This is a genomic window from Halomonas sp. BC1, from assembly GCF_002078135.1.
Taxonomy (GTDB): domain Bacteria; phylum Pseudomonadota; class Gammaproteobacteria; order Pseudomonadales; family Halomonadaceae; genus Vreelandella; species Vreelandella stevensii.
On the sequence record NZ_LFGS01000019.1, the window covers coordinates 815,119 to 830,569 of the forward strand.

At 60.2% G+C, this 15,451-nt stretch carries 14 protein-coding genes; 9 read left to right on the top strand and 5 right to left on the bottom strand.

What is annotated here, in order from left to right; genetic code table 11:
* Positions 1-4 precede the first annotated feature (4 nt).
* From pstA to B7L72_RS17900, 5 genes are all read left to right on the top strand, one after another.
* Positions 5-1,363 carry a phosphate ABC transporter permease PstA gene (gene pstA, locus B7L72_RS17880; RefSeq protein WP_016914325.1) on the top strand — a complete coding sequence of 453 codons (1,359 nt, stop codon included), beginning with the start codon at positions 5-7 and terminating at the stop codon, positions 1,361-1,363.
* Between the two features lie 90 nt (positions 1,364-1,453).
* Complete coding sequence (pstB, locus tag B7L72_RS17885; RefSeq protein WP_227408113.1) at positions 1,454-2,200, top strand: phosphate ABC transporter ATP-binding protein PstB; 747 nt, start codon at positions 1,454-1,456, stop codon at positions 2,198-2,200.
* Positions 2,201-2,329: 129 nt separating this feature from the next.
* The gene (locus B7L72_RS17890) at positions 2,330-3,361 is read left to right on the top strand and encodes an ArsJ-associated glyceraldehyde-3-phosphate dehydrogenase (protein ID WP_081138390.1); all 1,032 of its coding nucleotides are present in this window, start codon (positions 2,330-2,332) and stop codon (positions 3,359-3,361) included.
* Positions 3,354-4,577 carry an organoarsenical effux MFS transporter ArsJ gene (gene arsJ / locus B7L72_RS17895; RefSeq protein ID WP_016914322.1) on the top strand — a complete coding sequence of 408 codons (1,224 nt, stop codon included), beginning with the start codon at positions 3,354-3,356 and terminating at the stop codon, positions 4,575-4,577. The genes B7L72_RS17890 and arsJ overlap by 8 nt, the downstream gene beginning before the upstream one ends.
* A complete protein-coding gene (locus B7L72_RS17900; RefSeq protein WP_081195741.1) occupies positions 4,574-5,725 on the top strand; it encodes an MFS transporter in 1,152 nt (383 codons plus the stop codon). Before arsJ ends, B7L72_RS17900 begins: the two co-directional genes overlap by 4 nt.
* On the opposite strand, the gene B7L72_RS17905 is transcribed toward B7L72_RS17900, so the two are convergent.
* The 5 genes from B7L72_RS17905 to B7L72_RS17925 all read right to left on the bottom strand — a co-directional run bounded on the left by B7L72_RS17905 (position 5,690) and on the right by B7L72_RS17925 (position 9,584).
* Positions 5,690-6,004, bottom strand: coding sequence for a CC/Se motif family (seleno)protein (locus B7L72_RS17905; protein ID WP_081195710.1), 315 nt, complete (start codon positions 6,002-6,004; stop codon positions 5,690-5,692). The genes B7L72_RS17900 and B7L72_RS17905 overlap by 36 nt on opposite strands.
* Positions 6,005-6,032: 28 nt before the next feature.
* On the bottom strand, positions 6,033-6,437 hold the full coding sequence (gene arsC / locus B7L72_RS17910; protein WP_081195711.1) for an arsenate reductase (glutaredoxin): 405 nt from the start codon (positions 6,435-6,437) through the stop codon (positions 6,033-6,035).
* Positions 6,438-6,450: 13 nt separating this feature from the next.
* Complete coding sequence (gene arsB / locus B7L72_RS17915; RefSeq protein WP_081138396.1) at positions 6,451-7,524, bottom strand: ACR3 family arsenite efflux transporter; 1,074 nt, start codon at positions 7,522-7,524, stop codon at positions 6,451-6,453.
* A 13-nt stretch (positions 7,525-7,537) separates the two neighbouring features.
* Positions 7,538-8,257 (bottom strand): arsenical resistance protein ArsH, encoded by a 720-nt coding sequence (gene arsH / locus B7L72_RS17920; RefSeq protein WP_016914318.1) that lies wholly within the window; start codon positions 8,255-8,257, stop codon positions 7,538-7,540.
* Between the two features lie 139 nt (positions 8,258-8,396).
* Entirely contained in the window at positions 8,397-9,584 is a 1,188-nt protein-coding gene (locus B7L72_RS17925; RefSeq protein ID WP_016914317.1) for an acetyl-CoA C-acyltransferase, read from the bottom strand.
* 126 nt (positions 9,585-9,710) lie between these two features.
* Here B7L72_RS17925 and B7L72_RS17930 point away from each other — a divergent pair, with 126 nt between their 5' ends.
* The 4 genes from B7L72_RS17930 to B7L72_RS17945 all read left to right on the top strand — a co-directional run bounded on the left by B7L72_RS17930 (position 9,711) and on the right by B7L72_RS17945 (position 15,020).
* A complete protein-coding gene (locus B7L72_RS17930; protein ID WP_081195712.1) occupies positions 9,711-10,274 on the top strand; it encodes a TetR/AcrR family transcriptional regulator in 564 nt (187 codons plus the stop codon).
* A gap of 236 nt (positions 10,275-10,510) precedes the next feature.
* Positions 10,511-12,187 carry an AMP-binding protein gene (locus B7L72_RS17935; protein ID WP_081195713.1) on the top strand — a complete coding sequence of 559 codons (1,677 nt, stop codon included), beginning with the start codon at positions 10,511-10,513 and terminating at the stop codon, positions 12,185-12,187.
* Positions 12,188-12,218: 31 nt separating this feature from the next.
* Positions 12,219-12,986: an SDR family NAD(P)-dependent oxidoreductase gene (locus B7L72_RS17940; RefSeq protein ID WP_081195714.1), complete on the top strand. Its 768-nt coding sequence runs from the start codon at positions 12,219-12,221 to the stop codon at positions 12,984-12,986.
* Between the two features lie 228 nt (positions 12,987-13,214).
* Positions 13,215-15,020 carry an acyl-CoA dehydrogenase C-terminal domain-containing protein gene (locus tag B7L72_RS17945; protein WP_081195715.1) on the top strand — a complete coding sequence of 602 codons (1,806 nt, stop codon included), beginning with the start codon at positions 13,215-13,217 and terminating at the stop codon, positions 15,018-15,020.
* The last annotated feature ends 431 nt before the right edge of the window (positions 15,021-15,451 follow it).

The window sequence follows — 15,451 nt, forward strand, 5'->3', positions numbered from 1 at the left end:
GACCATGTCTATTACGATTGAGCAGCGCCGTCAGCATCGCCTGACCACGATCGAAAACTCGCTGGCAAGACGTCATCGTCAGGAAAAGCGTTTTCGCTTTGCCGGGTTGGCCGCCGTCGTGACCGGCCTGACCCTGGTCGCCATTCTGTTCATCAGTATTCTGATGCGCGGTGTGCCGGCGTTTTGGCAAGCGACGCTCTACCCGGAGGTGTACTTCGACCCCGAAGTGATCCAGCTGGAAGAGAAGCCGGTGCGCGCCAGCGGTGAAAGCCAGTCGGCGTTCAACGAACGTTATTCCGCGTGGCTGACCCAGGCAGGACTGGTCAACTGGCAGTCATTGATCGACCGCGCCATGGAAGAGGCGCTGGGGGTCGAGGTCGAGCCTCAACAGCTACGTGATCTGCGTGCCCTGGTGACCTCGGGTGAGCGCTTTGCACTGCGTGAGAAGTTCATCAAGGATCCTTCCTTGCTGGGCCAGACCGTGGAAGTGAAAATGCTCGCGGCGGCCAACGTCGACGTCTGGATCAAGGGCAATATCGACCGCTCGCTGCCGGATGCGCGTCAGCAGTTGAGTGCCCAGACCCGGGAATGGGCCGACCGCCTTTACGATGAGAACGTCATCCGTAACTCCTTCAGTACGTCGCTGTTCCTGAATACCGACTCGCGCAGCTCGCCTGCGTCGGCGGGCCTGGCAGGGGCCTTCATGGGGTCGCTGTTCATGATGCTGATCGTGATCACGCTTTCGGTCCCCATTGGTGTAGCCAGCGCCATCTACCTGGAAGAGTTCGCGCCCAAGAACCGTTTGACCGATCTCATCGAGATCAATATCAACAATCTGGCAGCCGTGCCTTCCATCGTGTTCGGCTTGCTGGGGGCTTCCATCTTCATAGGCTATCTGGGCATGCCGCTGTCGGCGCCGCTGGTGGGCGGCCTGGTGCTGACGCTGATGACCCTGCCGACCATCATCATCGCTACCAGGGCATCGCTGCGCTCGATTCCGCCCTCCATTCGCCAGGCGGCGTTGGGGATCGGCGCATCGAAAGTGCAGACGGTCTTCCACCATGTATTGCCCTTGGCACTGCCGGGTATCCTGACGGGCTCCATTCTGGGCGTTGCCCAGGCGCTGGGCGAGACGGCACCGCTGCTGCTCATCGGCATGAATGCGTTCGTGTCCAACGTGCCCAGCACGCCATTGGAGCAGTCGGCTGCGCTACCGGTACAGATCTATCTATGGCAGGGTAACGAGCTGCGCAATTTCTTCGAGGCGCGTACGTCAGCGGCCATCATTGTACTGCTGGGGTTGATGCTGAGCCTGAACGCACTGGCAATCTGGCTGCGTAAAAAATTCGAGACGAGGTGGTAAGTGAATACTTCAACAGAGCCCAAGACATCCCCATTGGTGAGCGTAGGCGCTGGCGAGAGCCGCACCAGTAAAGCCACCGACAAGGTCAAGATGAGCGCCCAGGACGTCAAGGTCTTTTACGGTGCCAGTCAGGCGATCAATGGTATCAGCCTGGATGTGTACGAAAACGAAGTGCTGGCATTCATCGGGCCTTCTGGCTGCGGTAAGTCGACCTTTCTGCGCTGCTTGAACCGCATGAACGACACCATCGACATCTGTCGGGTCGAGGGCAAGATCACCTTGGATGACAAGGATATCTATGCCCCGGATCGCGATGTGGTACTGCTGCGTGCCCAGGTAGGCATCGTGTTTCAGAAGCCCAATCCGTTTCCCAAGTCGATTTATGAAAACATCGCCTATGGCCCGCGTCTGCACGGTCTGGCAAAGCGCAAGGCCGAGCTGGACGACATCGTCGAGAGCAGCCTGCGCCGTGCCGGGCTCTGGGAAGAGGTCAAGGATCGACTGGATCAGCCGGGCACCGGGTTGTCGGGTGGCCAGCAGCAGCGCCTGTGCATTGCCCGCACCGTGGCCGTCAGCCCGGACATCATCCTGATGGATGAGCCGTGCTCGGCCCTCGACCCCATCGCGACGGCCAAGGTGGAGCAGCTGATCGATGAGCTCAGCGAGAGCTATACCATCGTCATGGTGACCCACAACATGCAGCAGGCCGCACGCGTGGCTGACCGTACGGCGTTCTTCCACATGGGGGATCTGGTGGAGGTGGACACCACCGACCAGATCTTCACCAACCCGCAAGACCAGCGTACCCACGATTACATCACGGGGCGTTTCGGGTGATCACGCCGTACTGATCACGGGTTACCCGCAGGGGGCGTGGCCGCCTGCGGGTTCGATGGCTGGTTTTTTTTGATTTTTCATATATGATTTTTCATATATTGACGGTTCACTTGGCTCTGGAGATTCAGCATGTCACTACGCATTGGTATCAACGGGTTTGGCCGTATTGGTCGTCTGGCACTGCGCAGCCTGTGGGCGCGAGCCGCTGCCGACGAGGTAACCCTGGTGCGCATCAACGACCCGGGCGGCGATGCGGCGACGTTTGCTCACCTGCTGGAGTTCGACTCGGTACATGGCCAGTGGGCGCCGGGGCAGGGCATTGGCGCTACCCCGGAGGCGATCACCATCGATGGCCGTACCATCGCCTTCAGCGCCCACAAGACGATTGCCGAAGGTGACTGGTCTGGTTGCGATGTGGTGATCGAATGCTCCGGCAAGATGAAAACCACGGAGAAGCTGCAGGCCTATCTGGATCAGGGGGTCGAGCGTGTGGTGGTCAGTGCGCCGGTCAAGGAGGAGGGCGTGCTCAACGTGGTGGTGGGCGTCAACGATCATCTGTTCGACCCTGCTACGCACCGCATCGTCACTGCGGCCAGCTGCACCACCAACTGTCTGGCCCCCGTGGTCAAGGTCATTCTGGAAACGTTCGGTATTCGTCATGGTTCCATGACCACGGTGCACGACATTACCAATACCCAGACGATTCTGGACGCACCGCACAAGGACCTGCGCCGGGCGCGCGCCTGCGGCATGAGCCTGATTCCCACCACCACCGGTTCGGCCAAGGCGATCACCGCCATCTTTCCCGAACTGACCGGCAAGCTGAACGGCCATGCGATTCGCGTGCCGCTGGCCAATGCCTCGCTGACCGATATGGTATTCGAGCTCGAGCGCGAAGTGACCGTCGAGGAGGTCAATCAGGCGCTCAAGATGGCCGCAGAGGGGCCCTTGAAGGGGATTCTGGGTTACGAGGAGCGGCCGCTGGTGTCTATCGACTATCGCACCGACCCGCGCAGTTCGGTCATCGATGCGCTCTCGACCATGGTCGTGAATGGTACGCAGCTGAAGCTCTACGCCTGGTACGACAACGAGTGGGGGTATGCCAACCGCACCGCTGAGCTTGCCTGGAAGGTGGGCAAGGAGCAGGCGCGCCGTGGCTGAGTCGCTCAGGGCACGCATTGGCGCACTGCCTTTCGAAGTGCGCCAGTATATGCTGATCACGGGCAACTACTGGGCGTTTACCATCACCGATGGGGCCCTGCGGATGCTGGTGGTGATGTACTTCCACCAGTTGGGTTACTCGCCGCTGCAAATCGCCATGCTGTTTCTGTTCTACGAAGCGTTTGGCGTGGTGACCAATCTGGTGGGAGGGTGGTTGGGCGCGCGGTTGGGGCTCAACCGCACCATGAACGTGGGGCTGGGGCTGCAGATCGTGGCGCTTGCCATGCTCATGGTGCCTGCCGGAATGCTTACCGTCGTTTGGGTCATGGCGGCCCAGGCGCTGTCGGGTATTGCCAAAGACCTGAACAAGATGAGCGCCAAAAGCGCGGTGAAAGTGCTGGTGCCGGCTGATAGCGCCAATGCCAACAGCGCCTTGTACCGCTGGGTAGCGATGTTGACCGGCTCCAAAAATGCCCTGAAAGGGCTGGGCTTTTTTGTGGGCGGCGTGCTGTTGACGCTGATCGGCTTTCGCGGCGCGGTGGTGGCCATGGCGCTGATGCTGGGTGCCGTGCTGGGGCTGTCGCTGTGGCGGTTGAAGGCTGACCTTGGCAAACAGAAGGTCAAGCCAAAGTTTTCCGAGATTTTCTCCAAGTCCCGCGCCATCAATGTGCTTTCGGCGGCGCGCTTCTGCCTGTTCGCCTCCCGGGACGTGTGGTTTGTCGTGGCCTTGCCGGTATTCCTCTATGATCAGCATGGCTGGAGCCACTGGACCGTGGGTGGGCTATTGGCCGCCTGGATCATTGGCTACGGCGGGGTGCAGACCCAGGCGCCCAGGCTCACCGCACTGTTCCGTGGAGACGCTCGGATGCTCACGGCTGGCTGGGCCGCCGCGCTTGCCGTGCTCGCCATTCTGCTGGCTCTGCTGCCCCTGGCACAGGTGGGGTGGCTGGTAGTGGGGCTGCTGGCCTTCGGCGTGCTGTTTGCCGTCAACTCCAGCTGGCACAGTTATCTGATCGTCCACTATGCCCGTGCCGATGGCGTGTCCATGGACGTAGGCTTCTACTACATGGCCAACGCCATGGGCCGCCTGGTCGGCACGCTGCTCTCGGGCTGGCTCTACATGGCCTATGGTTTGAGTGCGTGCCTGTGGGTGGCGGCGGCGCTGGTGGCTGCCAGCGCGCTCATGGCACTGGCGCTGCCCAGGCAGGTGGCGTGATTCGCTCGCCTGGCGCTGGCCTGACGCTCACCCTGGGGAGTGCCCAGACCCTTGCCTGGGCATCCAGCTACTATCTGCCCGCCATTCTGGCGGGGCCCATGGCGCTGGAATTGGAGCTGTCCACTCGCTGGATATTTGGCGCCTTCTCGGCAGCGTTGCTGCTGGTCGCCATGTTGGGACCCAGCGTCGGGCGCTTGATCGATCGCCAGGGCGGGCGCGGTGTGCTGATGGCCTCGAACGCCATCATGGCGGTGGGCTTGTTGGCACTGGCGCTGGCGCAAGGGGCGGTGACACTGGTGCTGGCATGGTTGCTGATGGGCGTGGGCATGGCGCTGGGTCTTTACGATGCGGCCTTTGCCACGCTGGGGCGGCTGCTGGGGAGTCATGCCAGGGCATCGATTACCGGCGTGACCCTGGTGGCAGGATTTGCCAGTACCCTTGGCTGGCCCATCACTGCCTTCATCGAGAGCGAGTGGGGCTGGCGTGCTGCCTGCGCCAGCTGGGCGCTTGCCCATGTCGTGTTGGGAATGCCCTTGAACGCTCGCTTGCCCAAGGCCGAGCGAGCGCTCTCCAGCGCGTCGAGCCCTGCGTCTGAGGCGCCTGAACAGCCGCGTTTTACCCTGCTGCTGCTGGCGTACGTGTTCGCGGCAGGGTGGTTCGTTTCCACGGCCATGGCCGCCCACCTTCCCAGGCTGCTGCAGGAGAGTGGCGTTTCTCTGTCGGTAGCGATTGCAGCGGCTGCTCTGGTGGGGCCTGCGCAAGTAGCGGCGCGCATGGGGGAGTTCGTTTTGCTGCGCCGTTTTCACCCCTTGTTCGCAGGCAGGATCGCTACCACGCTGCATCCCGTGGGCGCCGGGTTGCTGACGTTTTTCGGCATGCCGGCCGCCGGGTTTGCGTTGCTGCATGGCGCGGGTAACGGCATGATGACGATTGCCTCGGGGACGCTGCCCCTGGCACTGTTTGGCCCGCAGGGGTTTGGGCGCAGGCAGGGGCTCATCATGATGCCCGCTCGGGCCTTGCAGGCTATGGCGCCGCTGTTGTTTGGGCTGCTGATCGACCAGTGGGGCGCAGCCGCGCTATGGCTGACGTCGCTGCTCATGCTGGCAGCCACGCTAGCGCTGCTGAGTATCCCGGCTCCCCGGCGTTAACGGGGCGCCATCCAGGAACAGCCGCCTGAATTTCCACCATCCTTCCACCCGTAATCGCAGGCCTTGCCAGGCAAGGGACGGCTCTATCCAGAGGTCGGCCTCTGGCAACTGATGATATTCGAAGGCCGATGTGTCGCTTGGCGCGCCCAGCTCTGCCACGGCGATATGTGCCGTCCCGCCACAGCAGCCATGACGTGGCGAACGGCGTACCGTCACCACGCCTCCATGCTGCTGGATGAATGCCACGGCAGGGTGCTCCATCTCGATGACTTGACGCATGACGCTCCTGGCTGCCCATGCCGGGCGGTTAGGTGGGGGGGTAGTAAACGGTCTCTCCGTCTTCCTTGGTAAATTGTGCAACAGGGTGGTTCAGGAGCGCCAATACCTGCTCGGATGGGCGGCATAATCGCGTGCCCTTGGGCGTACTGACGATAGGCCGGTTGATGAGCAGCGGGTGAGCCATCATGGCGTCGATGAGCTGGTCATCGCTCAACGTCGGGTCGTCGAGCTGCAGTTCATCATAAGGCGTCCCTTTCTGGCGCAAGAGCGCCCTGGGGGGCAGCTGCATCATGGCCAGCAGTGCCAACAGCCGCTCTCGGCTGGGCGGCGTTTCCAGGTAGTGGATCACCTGGGGCGTTTCTCCCGATGCTTCGATCATGGCCAGCGTATTACGCGACGTGCCACACGCAGGGTTGTGATAGATCACGATCATGGCGGGGTCCTCATCAGGAGGGTTGGGCTGCAGGAAAATGCGCGCGCGTTTTATTGGCGATACGCACCAGGGCCAGCATGAGCGGAACTTCTACCAGCACGCCGACCACCGTGACCAGGGCTGCTCCAGACTGTAGGCCAAACAGCGCGATGGCGGCGGCCACGGCGAGTTCAAAAAAATTGCTGGCACCAATCATCGCCCCCGGTGCGGCGATATTATGCGGTACGCGCCACGCCTTGGCCCAACCATAGGCGATGAAGAAAATAAGAAAAGTCTGAATGATCAACGGAATGGCAATCAGCACGATATGCAGCGGATTGCTCAGGATGACATCGCCTTGAAAAGCAAACAGTAAGACCAGCGTGACGATCAGGCCCATGGGGGTGACCGGGGCCAGGCGTTTCATGAACACCTTGTCGTACCATTCGGCGCCTTTTCTGGCCATCAGCGCTTTGCGAGTGACATAGCCAGCGGCCAGGGGAATGACGATGTAGAGCACGACCGAGAGCAGCACCGTGTTCCACGGGACCTGGATGTTCGAGATGCCCAACAGCAGAACCACGATGGGGGCAAAGGCAAACAGCATGATCAGATCATTCAGCGCTACCTGTACCAGGGTGTAAGCCGCGTCGCCCCGTGTCAGGTAGCTCCATACGAACACCATGGCCGTGCAGGGGGCGGCCCCCAGCAGAATCGCCCCGGCCAGATACTGGTTGGCCAGCGCTTCAGGGATGAACGGGCGGAAAATCACCATGAAGAAGAGCCAGGCCAGCGCGAACATGGTGAATGGCTTGATCAGCCAGTTGACGGTGGTGGTGATGGTCAGCCCCTTGGGCTGACGGCGCACACCGGCGACCGCGCTGAAGTCGATTTGGGCCATCATCGGGAAAATCATTGCCCAGATCAGCACGGCGATGGGCAGCGACACCTGAGCATACTCAAAGCGCGCCAGGGTTTCCGGTACCTGGGGCGCCCATTGACCCACGGCGATACCGACCATGATGGCAATGGCCACCCAGAGCGACAAATAGCGCTCGAAAAGTCCCATGTCGGCGCTGCTGGGGGTGGCTGGCTGTGGCTGTGTCATGTTCACTCCTCGTTCAAATGGCGCGCTGGTTGACCCGTCGGGAGAGCTCTTCGGCACTCTCCTTGCGCTCGGAGTAGCGGTCGGTCAGCAGGTCGCTGCGCTCTCGGGTCAGCAGCGTGAATTTCATCAGCTCTTCCATGACGTCCACGATGCGGTCATAGAAAGGTGAGGGTTTCATGCGGTCGTCGTCATCGAACTCCATGAAGGCCTTGGGCACCGAGGATTGGTTGGGAATGGTCAGCATCCGCATCCAGCGACCCAGAATACGCAGCTGATTCACCGTATTGAACGACTGGGAACCGCCGCACACCTGCATGACTGCCAGTGTCTTGCCTTGGGTGGGTCTGACACCCCCCAGTGCCAGAGGAATCCAGTCGATCTGTGCCTTCATGATGCCGGTCATGGCGCCATGCCGTTCGGGGGAGCACCAGACCATGCCTTCCGCCCACTGGGCCAGTGTGCGCAGCTCTTCCACTTTGGGATGGCTGGCATCCTCGGCATCGGGGAGAGGCAGTCCGCTGGGGTCATAGATGCGTGTTTGAGCCCCCATGGCTTCGAGCAGGCGCGCAGCTTCCTCGACGACCAGTCGGCTGAAGGAGCGTTTGCGTAGCGAGCCATACAGCAGCAGGATGTTGGGGGAGGGGAGGTCGTTACTCGTCAACCCCAGGGATTCCGGGCTGGGAATCTTGAACAGGGCAGGGTCGAGGTTGGGTAAGGTGTCGAAGTGTGCCATGTGAAGGTCCGTTAAAACGATGTCCTTCATTTTGGCATTGATATATGAATTTTCATATATCTTTTATGGCAACCTCCACCATTTTGTCAGCCATGGTCCAGACGCGCTTCATCGCTGCCGCCATGAAGCGCGCTGTGAATCAGTCGATCAGCTCGACCGCCACGGCGGTTGCTTCACCGCCGCCAATGCACAAGCTGGCGATGCCGCGTTTGCCGCCTTTCTGGCGCAAGGCATGAATCAGCGTGGCGATGATGCGTGAGCCGGTAGAGCCGATGGGATGCCCCTGGGCACAGGCGCCGCCAAACACGTTGACCTTTTCATGAGGCAGGCCCAGATCATCCATGGCCATCAGCGTGACGACCGCAAAGGCTTCGTTGATCTCGAACAGGTCTACATCATTGACGCCCCAGCCAAGCTTTTTCATCAGCTTCTCGATGGCTCCCACCGGCGCGATGGTAAATTCGCTGGGATGACGCGAGTGGGTGGCATGCCCCAGCATTCTGGCCAGCGGTTTGACACCGTGACGCTGTGCTGCTTCGTGGCTCGATAAAATCAGCGCCGAGGCGCCGTCGGAGATCGAGCTCGCATTTGCGGCGGTAATGGTGCCATCTTTTGCAAACGCTGGGCGCAGCTGGCGAATCTTGTCCAGTTTGGCCTGAAAGGGCTGCTCATCGTGGGACACCACGGTTTCACCCTGGCGGGTCGTCACGGTCACGGGCGCCATCTCGGCATCCAGGTCGCCATGGTTGGTGGCGGCCATGGCCCGTTCCAGCGAGGCAATCGCGAAATCGTCCAGCCGTTCACGGCTATAGCCACGCTCGGTGGCCACCTCTTGTGCAAAGACCCCCATCAGCTTGCCGGTTTCGGCATCTTCCAGTCCATCGAGAAACATGTGGTCCTTCAGCTCACCGTGGCCCAGGCGATAGCCGCCGCGTGCCTTGGTCAGCACATGGGGCGCATTCGACATGGACTCCATGCCGCCTGCCAGCACTATTGCTCCACTGCCCGCCTTGATCAGGTCATGGGCCAACATGGCCGCTTTCATGCCAGAGCCGCAGAGTTTGTTGATGGTCGTGGCACCATTGGCATCGGGAATGCCTGCCTGTCGCATGGCCTGGCGTGCCGGACCTTGCTTGACTCCGCCAGGCAGAACGCAGCCCATGATGCCCTCTTCGACGAGCGCAGCGTCGATGCCTGCTCGCTCGATGGCGGCGCGTATGGCCACGGCGGCCAGCTCCGGGGCGCTCAAGGTGGAAAGGCTGCCCATCATGCCCCCCATGGGGGTGCGGGTGGCGGATAAAAAGACGATGTCGGTAGCGTTACTCATGGCCTATCTCCTGATAGATTGTTGTGATTATCGTGCTGAGCGGCTAGCGATGCGTTGACCCGCTGGCGGGGCTGTGGTCTTCTCCTAGCTAACCAAGCAAGCGCTAGTGTAAATGACATGAATGTAATGAATGCCTCTCCTCGCCGCAAGGAATTGACGCGCTTAGCCGCTCAGCTATTCGTTCAAGAGGGCTTTGACCGCACCACGGTGCGCATGCTAGCCCAGGAAATGGGCATCAAGTCTGGCAGCCTGTTTCATCACTTCAAGGATAAGCAGGAAATTCTGGCAGCGGTGATCGAGGAGGGCACTCAGAACGCACTGGCCATCGCCAGAGCGGCGCTACAGGCGTGCCCCGATCAGCCAGAGGCGCGTTTGCATGCCATGGCGCGGGCACACCTCGATACGCTGTTGGCCGACCGTAATGCCCATGTGGTGGCGCTGTTCGAATGGCGTCGCCTGGACCCCGCGGCCAGCGCTCACTTGAGCCATTTGCGCGATGCCTACGAGGCCATGTGGGTCGAGGTGATCGACGATGCTCTGGCAGCAGGGCTCATTCATGGAGACCGCTTTCTGGTTTCCCGCTTTATTCTTGGCGCCTTGAACTGGACCGTTCGCTGGTATGATCCCAATGGCCCGCGCACCCCGGACGACCTGGCCGATGAGCTGGTCGCGATGATCCTGTCTCGATGATTTTTTCTCGATGATTTTTTCTTGATGGTTCCTGGCCCCCTCTGGCTTCGCCAGCCGCTGTCTGATCGACCAACGTCTAACCCTCTCGAGCGGCTTGTGGCTTGCGCTCCTGAGTAAATGCTTTTAGCGTTGAGATATTCGGTAGGCTTCCGTTAACGTAAACGGACAATAACACCAATACTACGTGGAATCCTGCCTGACCCAGTGCTCACGACCAACAACACAAGAGAGCCGTCATGACAGCGACATCAGCAGCAACCTCACTTCCCGCGTATTCGACATTTCTCGAGGATTTTTCAATAGATAGCGTCGTCGCCAGGCTGGATGACCACCACGATGGGTGCCTGAATGCCTACGAGGCTTGCTGTGGAAGGCACGTACGTCAGGGCCGTGGTGATGTGCTGGCGCTGGTGCATGAGGATACCCAAGGCCAAACCCACACGCTGACCTATGCCGAACTGGAGCAACAGAGTGGGCATCTGGCAGGGTGGCTGAAAAGCCAGGGGCTGGGGGAGGGTGACCGAATTGCCTGCATGCTGCCGCGCTCGGCAGCGCTGCTGGTGGCCGTGCTCGCCACCTGGCGGATTGGTGCGGTCTACCAGCCGCTCTTTACCGCGTTTGGGCCTGATGCGGTCGATTATCGGTTGGGGCGGGCAGATACCAGGCTGGTGATAACCGATCACGCCAACCGCTATAAATTCGATGGCCTGAGCCAGTGCCCGCCGGTGCTGGCCGTGGGTGGCGCTACCCGCGAGCATGCCCAGGATCATGATTGGCAGGCGGCATTGACGTATACGTCAATCAGCGATACCCCGCCCCGGCTGTCGCCGGATCAGCCGTTCCTGCAGATGTTTACCTCGGGGACGGTCGGCAAGCCCAAAGGCGTTGCCGTGCCCCTGTCGGGTATGACGGCCTTTGCGCTCTACATGGAGCTGGCGGTCGACCTGCGCGAGGAGGATCGTTTCTGGAACATGGCCGACCCCGGCTGGGCCTACGGCCTGTATTACGCCATTGCCGGGCCGCTGCTGTTGGGGGTAACGACACACTTTTGCGAAGCTGGCTTCAGTGCCGAAGGCGCGCTGGCGTTCATGAAACGTCATCAGATCACCAATTTCGCTGCCGCGCCGACGGCCTACCGCCTCATGAAGGCGTCTGGCCTGTTCGACGACGCTCACCAGACCCTGACGCTACGGGCGGCTAGCTCCGCCGGAGAGCCGCTCAATACCGAGGTGGTCACCTGGGTAGAAAAATCGTTGGGCTGTCCGGTGATGGATCACTATGGCCAGACAGAAACGGGCATGACCTGTAACAACCACCACTCCCTGGACCACCCCAAGCACGTGGGGGCCATGGGCGTCCCGATGCCGGGCTATCGTCTGACCATTCTCGACGCCGAATACAACGAGCTGCCGCCTGGCGAGCCTGGTGTACTGGCAGTGGATATCAAGCGCTCGCCAGCCCACTTTTTCCAAGGCTATACCTGGCAGGAGAAAGACCCCTTCGTCAACGGCTACTACCTGACCGGCGATGTGGTCATTCGTAATGAAGATGGGTCGTTCCAGTTTGCTGGTCGTGATGATGACATCATTACCACGGCGGGCTACCGAGTGGGGCCAACGGATGTCGAGAATAGCGTCATGACGCACCCGGCGGTGGCCGAGTCCGCCGCCGTGGGGCAGCCGGATGAGATTCGTGGCGAAGTCATTAAGTCGTACATCGTACTGCGCGATGGCTTCGAGCCCAGCGATGCGCTGGCGGAGGAGATTCGCCAGCAGGTACGCGAGCGGCTCTCTACTCACGCTTTTCCTCGGGTCATCGAGTTCGTCGATGAGCTGCCCAAAACACCCAGTGGCAAGATTCAGCGCTTCAAACTGCGTGCTCAAGCCGCCGAGCAAGCGCGCCACAACTCTTGATTTACAGGACATCATTCAGAGGAAGAGTGCCATGCAGGTAAAGGATCGTACGTTTTTGATTACCGGGGCGGCCTCAGGGTTAGGGGCGGCGACGGCAGCACGACTGGTAAAGGCGGGTGGGAAGGTGGTGCTGTGCGACATGAGTGATCGTGTGGCGGACCTTGCCGAGCAGTGGGGGGCTCAGGCGCACGCCTGCATCGCCGACATTACCTCCGCCGACGACATGCAGGAGGCGGTGAACAAGGCCGTTGCGCTGGGGGGCGAAAGCGGCCTTTCGGGAGTGGTTCATTGTGCGGGTGTGGTCAGCGTGGCCAAGCTGGTGGATCGGCAAGGCAACCCGGCAGATCTCGAGAGCTATGCGCGCACCATTCAGATTAATCTGGTAGGTACCTTCAATGTCATGCGTCTGGCGGCCGCCACCATGGCCAGCAATCCGCCAGACGATGGGGGTGAGCGGGGCATCATCATCAATACCGCATCGATTGCCGCGTTCGATGGGCAAGTCGGGCAGTGCGCCTACAGTGCCTCCAAGGCGGGGGTTGTGGGCATGAGTTTGCCTGCCGCCAGAGAGCTGTCGCGTCACGCCATTCGTGTCATGGCCATTGCGCCAGGGGTATTCGAAACCCCCATGATGAGCGAGATACCGGACGAAGCTGCCCAGGCGTTGGCCGCTGCGGTGCCTTTTCCCAAGCGTTTGGGCAAGCCTGACGAGTTCGCGCTGCTGGCCGAGCAGATCATTACCAACCCGATGCTCAATGGTGAAGTGATTCGCCTGGACGGTGGTATCAGGATGCAGTGATTCACGCTCAGTAAGCCCTGAGGGATAGCCTGCCCGTGCTTTTGGGGCAGGTTTTTTTATTTTAAAAACATGCTATTAGAAGGCTAGAGACCAAAGTTGTAGCCGGTTTTGCGGTTTAATTCAAACGACTGCTTGACTGTGTCGGGCCTGCGCGCTAATTTTCAAACATGTGTTTGAAAGTGTGTGCTGAGTAGCAGCCCTTTCAGCCCCCCGTTTAGGAGAAGTGACATGCCCAGCTATCAAGCCCCTCTGCGTGACCTGCGTTTCGTGATGAACGAAATGTTTGATTACCCTAGCCACTACGCGGCACTTCCCAACGGTGAAGAAGCGTCTCCCGATATCGTCGGAGCGATTCTGGAGGAGGGCGCCCGTTTTGCTCGTGACGTGCTATTGCCACTGAACCAGAGCGGTGATGAAGAGGGTTGCCTGCTGGAAGGTGGTGAGGTCAAGGCTCCTCATGGTTTCAAGGAAGCCTATCAACAGTATGTCGAAGGGGGTTGGCCAAGCCTGGCGGCGGACCCTGAGCAGGGCGGGCAAGGCTTGCCGCATTCGCTGGCCATGATGCTTTCCGAAATGATTTGCGCCACCAACCTGGCGTGGGGCATGTATCCGGGGCTTTCCCACGGCGCCGCAGACGCGCTGCGTCATCATGGAACCGAGGCGCAAAAGGCCACTTACCTCACCAAGCTGGTCGAGGGCGTATGGACCGGCACCATGTGTTTGACCGAACCCCATTGCGGTACCGATCTCGGGCTGATCAAGACCCGTGCGGTTCCTGCTGAGGGCGACGCGTATCAGATCACCGGCACCAAGATCTTCATTTCTGCCGGTGAGCACAATCTGGCCGAGAACATCGTTCATCTGGTGCTGGCCAAGCTGCCGGATGCGCCCGAAGGCTCCAAAGGCATTTCACTGTTCGTCGTACCCAAGTTCCTGCCCGATGCCGAGGGTAATCCTGGGCAGCGCAATGGGGTCAGCTGTGGCTCTCTCGAGCACAAGATGGGGATTCACGGCAACGCAACGTGCGTCATGAACTTCGATGGTGCCACGGGCTACCTGGTAGGCGCGCCGAACAAGGGTTTGGCTTGCATGTTCACCATGATGAATGCGGCCCGTCTGGGCGTGGGGATCCAGGGGCTTGGTCTGATGGAAGCCAGCTTCCAGAACTCGCTTGGCTATGCCCGTGATCGTTTGCAGATGCGTGGCCTTTCAGGTGTTCAGGCCCCTGATAAAGCTGCCGACCCGATCATCGTCCATCCCGACGTGCGTCGCATGCTGCTGACCCAAAAAGCTTTTGCCGAAGGCGGTCGCATGCTGGTGCTGTATACCGCCCAGATGCTGGACGTGGTCGAGCATGGCGCAGCAGGCGAAGAGAAGGAGCGTGCCGAGACCCTGCTTGGCCTGCTGACGCCGATCGTGAAGGCCTTCCTGACGGAAGTGGGTTTCGAGTGTACCAATGAAGGCGTGCAGATTTTTGGCGGTCACGGCTTCATCAAAGAGTGGGGCATGGAGCAGCTGGTGCGTGATGCGCGTATCACGCGCCTCTATGAAGGCACGACCGGTATCCAGGCGCTGGACCTGCTGGGCCGCAAGGTGCTGATGAGCCAGGGTGAATCTCTCAAGGTCTTCACCAAGGAGATTCACAAGTTCTGCCAGGCTGAAGCCGACAACCCTGCGCTCAAGGAATTCATCGAACCGCTGGCCAGGCTCAATGCCCAGTGGGGTGAACTCACCATGGGTATCGGTATGAAGGCCATGCAGGATCGTGAAGAAGTAGGGGCTGCCAGCGTCGATTACCTGATGTACTCCGGCTATGTCGCCGTCGCCTATCTGTTTGCTCGCGCTGCAAAACAGGCCGCTAGCGCACAGGGGGGTGAAGATGCCGCTTTCTACACGGCCAAACTGAATACCGCGCGTTTCTACTACCAGCGTCTGCTGCCACGTACCAGGGCGCACGCCGCCATGATCCAGGCAGGTGCCGGTAGCTTGATGGCGATTTCCAGCGAAGATTTTGGCCTGGGCTTCGAGATCTAAGCCCACGCCTTTGCCAGGCACTCTCTGGTCAGGGTACTGATCGGTGGTTTGCGGCAGGTTTGCCCTCGGGCATTACCTGCCGCTTTTTTATCTCGACTATTTTGAAAACTTTTCAAAATAGTCCTTGCCAACCCGGCAGCGAATCCGTAAAGTACGCATCCGCTGCCGGGGACGCCAAGCGTTACCAGCGGTGAAGAAGGTTGAAAAACCTTCGGTTTGTCAGGAAGTTAGCGTCATCTGTTGGTTGGATTGATCGCTCGCTTTACTCGCTGAAAACAGCCCTTGACAAACACCACGGAATGCGTAGAATACGCCTTCCTCGCTGAGGCAACACGGTTCAGGTCACCGAGCCAGCCACAGCGAAATCGCTCTTTAACAATTTGATCAGGTAATTCATGTGGGCGCTTGCCGATGAGGGTGAATCATCACCC

Bases quoted from the DNA above. Each gene is read 5' to 3' on its own strand.
- pstA (WP_016914325.1), top strand. From the start codon at position 5: ATGTCTATTACGATTGAGCAGCGCCGTCAGCATCGCCTGACCACGATC.
- pstB (WP_227408113.1), top strand. From the start codon at position 1,454: ATGAGCGCCCAGGACGTCAAGGTCTTTTACGGTGCCAGTCAGGCGATC.
- B7L72_RS17890 (WP_081138390.1), top strand. From the start codon at position 2,330: ATGTCACTACGCATTGGTATCAACGGGTTTGGCCGTATTGGTCGTCTG.
- B7L72_RS17905 (WP_081195710.1), bottom strand. From the start codon at position 6,004: ATGCGTCAAGTCATCGAGATGGAGCACCCTGCCGTGGCATTCATCCAG.
- arsC (WP_081195711.1), bottom strand. From the start codon at position 6,437: ATGATCGTGATCTATCACAACCCTGCGTGTGGCACGTCGCGTAATACG.
- arsB (WP_081138396.1), bottom strand. From the start codon at position 7,524: ATGACACAGCCACAGCCAGCCACCCCCAGCAGCGCCGACATGGGACTT.
- arsH (WP_016914318.1), bottom strand. From the start codon at position 8,257: ATGGCACACTTCGACACCTTACCCAACCTCGACCCTGCCCTGTTCAAG.
- B7L72_RS17925 (WP_016914317.1), bottom strand. From the start codon at position 9,584: ATGAGTAACGCTACCGACATCGTCTTTTTATCCGCCACCCGCACCCCC.
- B7L72_RS17930 (WP_081195712.1), top strand. From the start codon at position 9,711: ATGAATGCCTCTCCTCGCCGCAAGGAATTGACGCGCTTAGCCGCTCAG.
- B7L72_RS17935 (WP_081195713.1), top strand. From the start codon at position 10,511: ATGACAGCGACATCAGCAGCAACCTCACTTCCCGCGTATTCGACATTT.
- B7L72_RS17940 (WP_081195714.1), top strand. From the start codon at position 12,219: ATGCAGGTAAAGGATCGTACGTTTTTGATTACCGGGGCGGCCTCAGGG.
- B7L72_RS17945 (WP_081195715.1), top strand. From the start codon at position 13,215: ATGCCCAGCTATCAAGCCCCTCTGCGTGACCTGCGTTTCGTGATGAAC.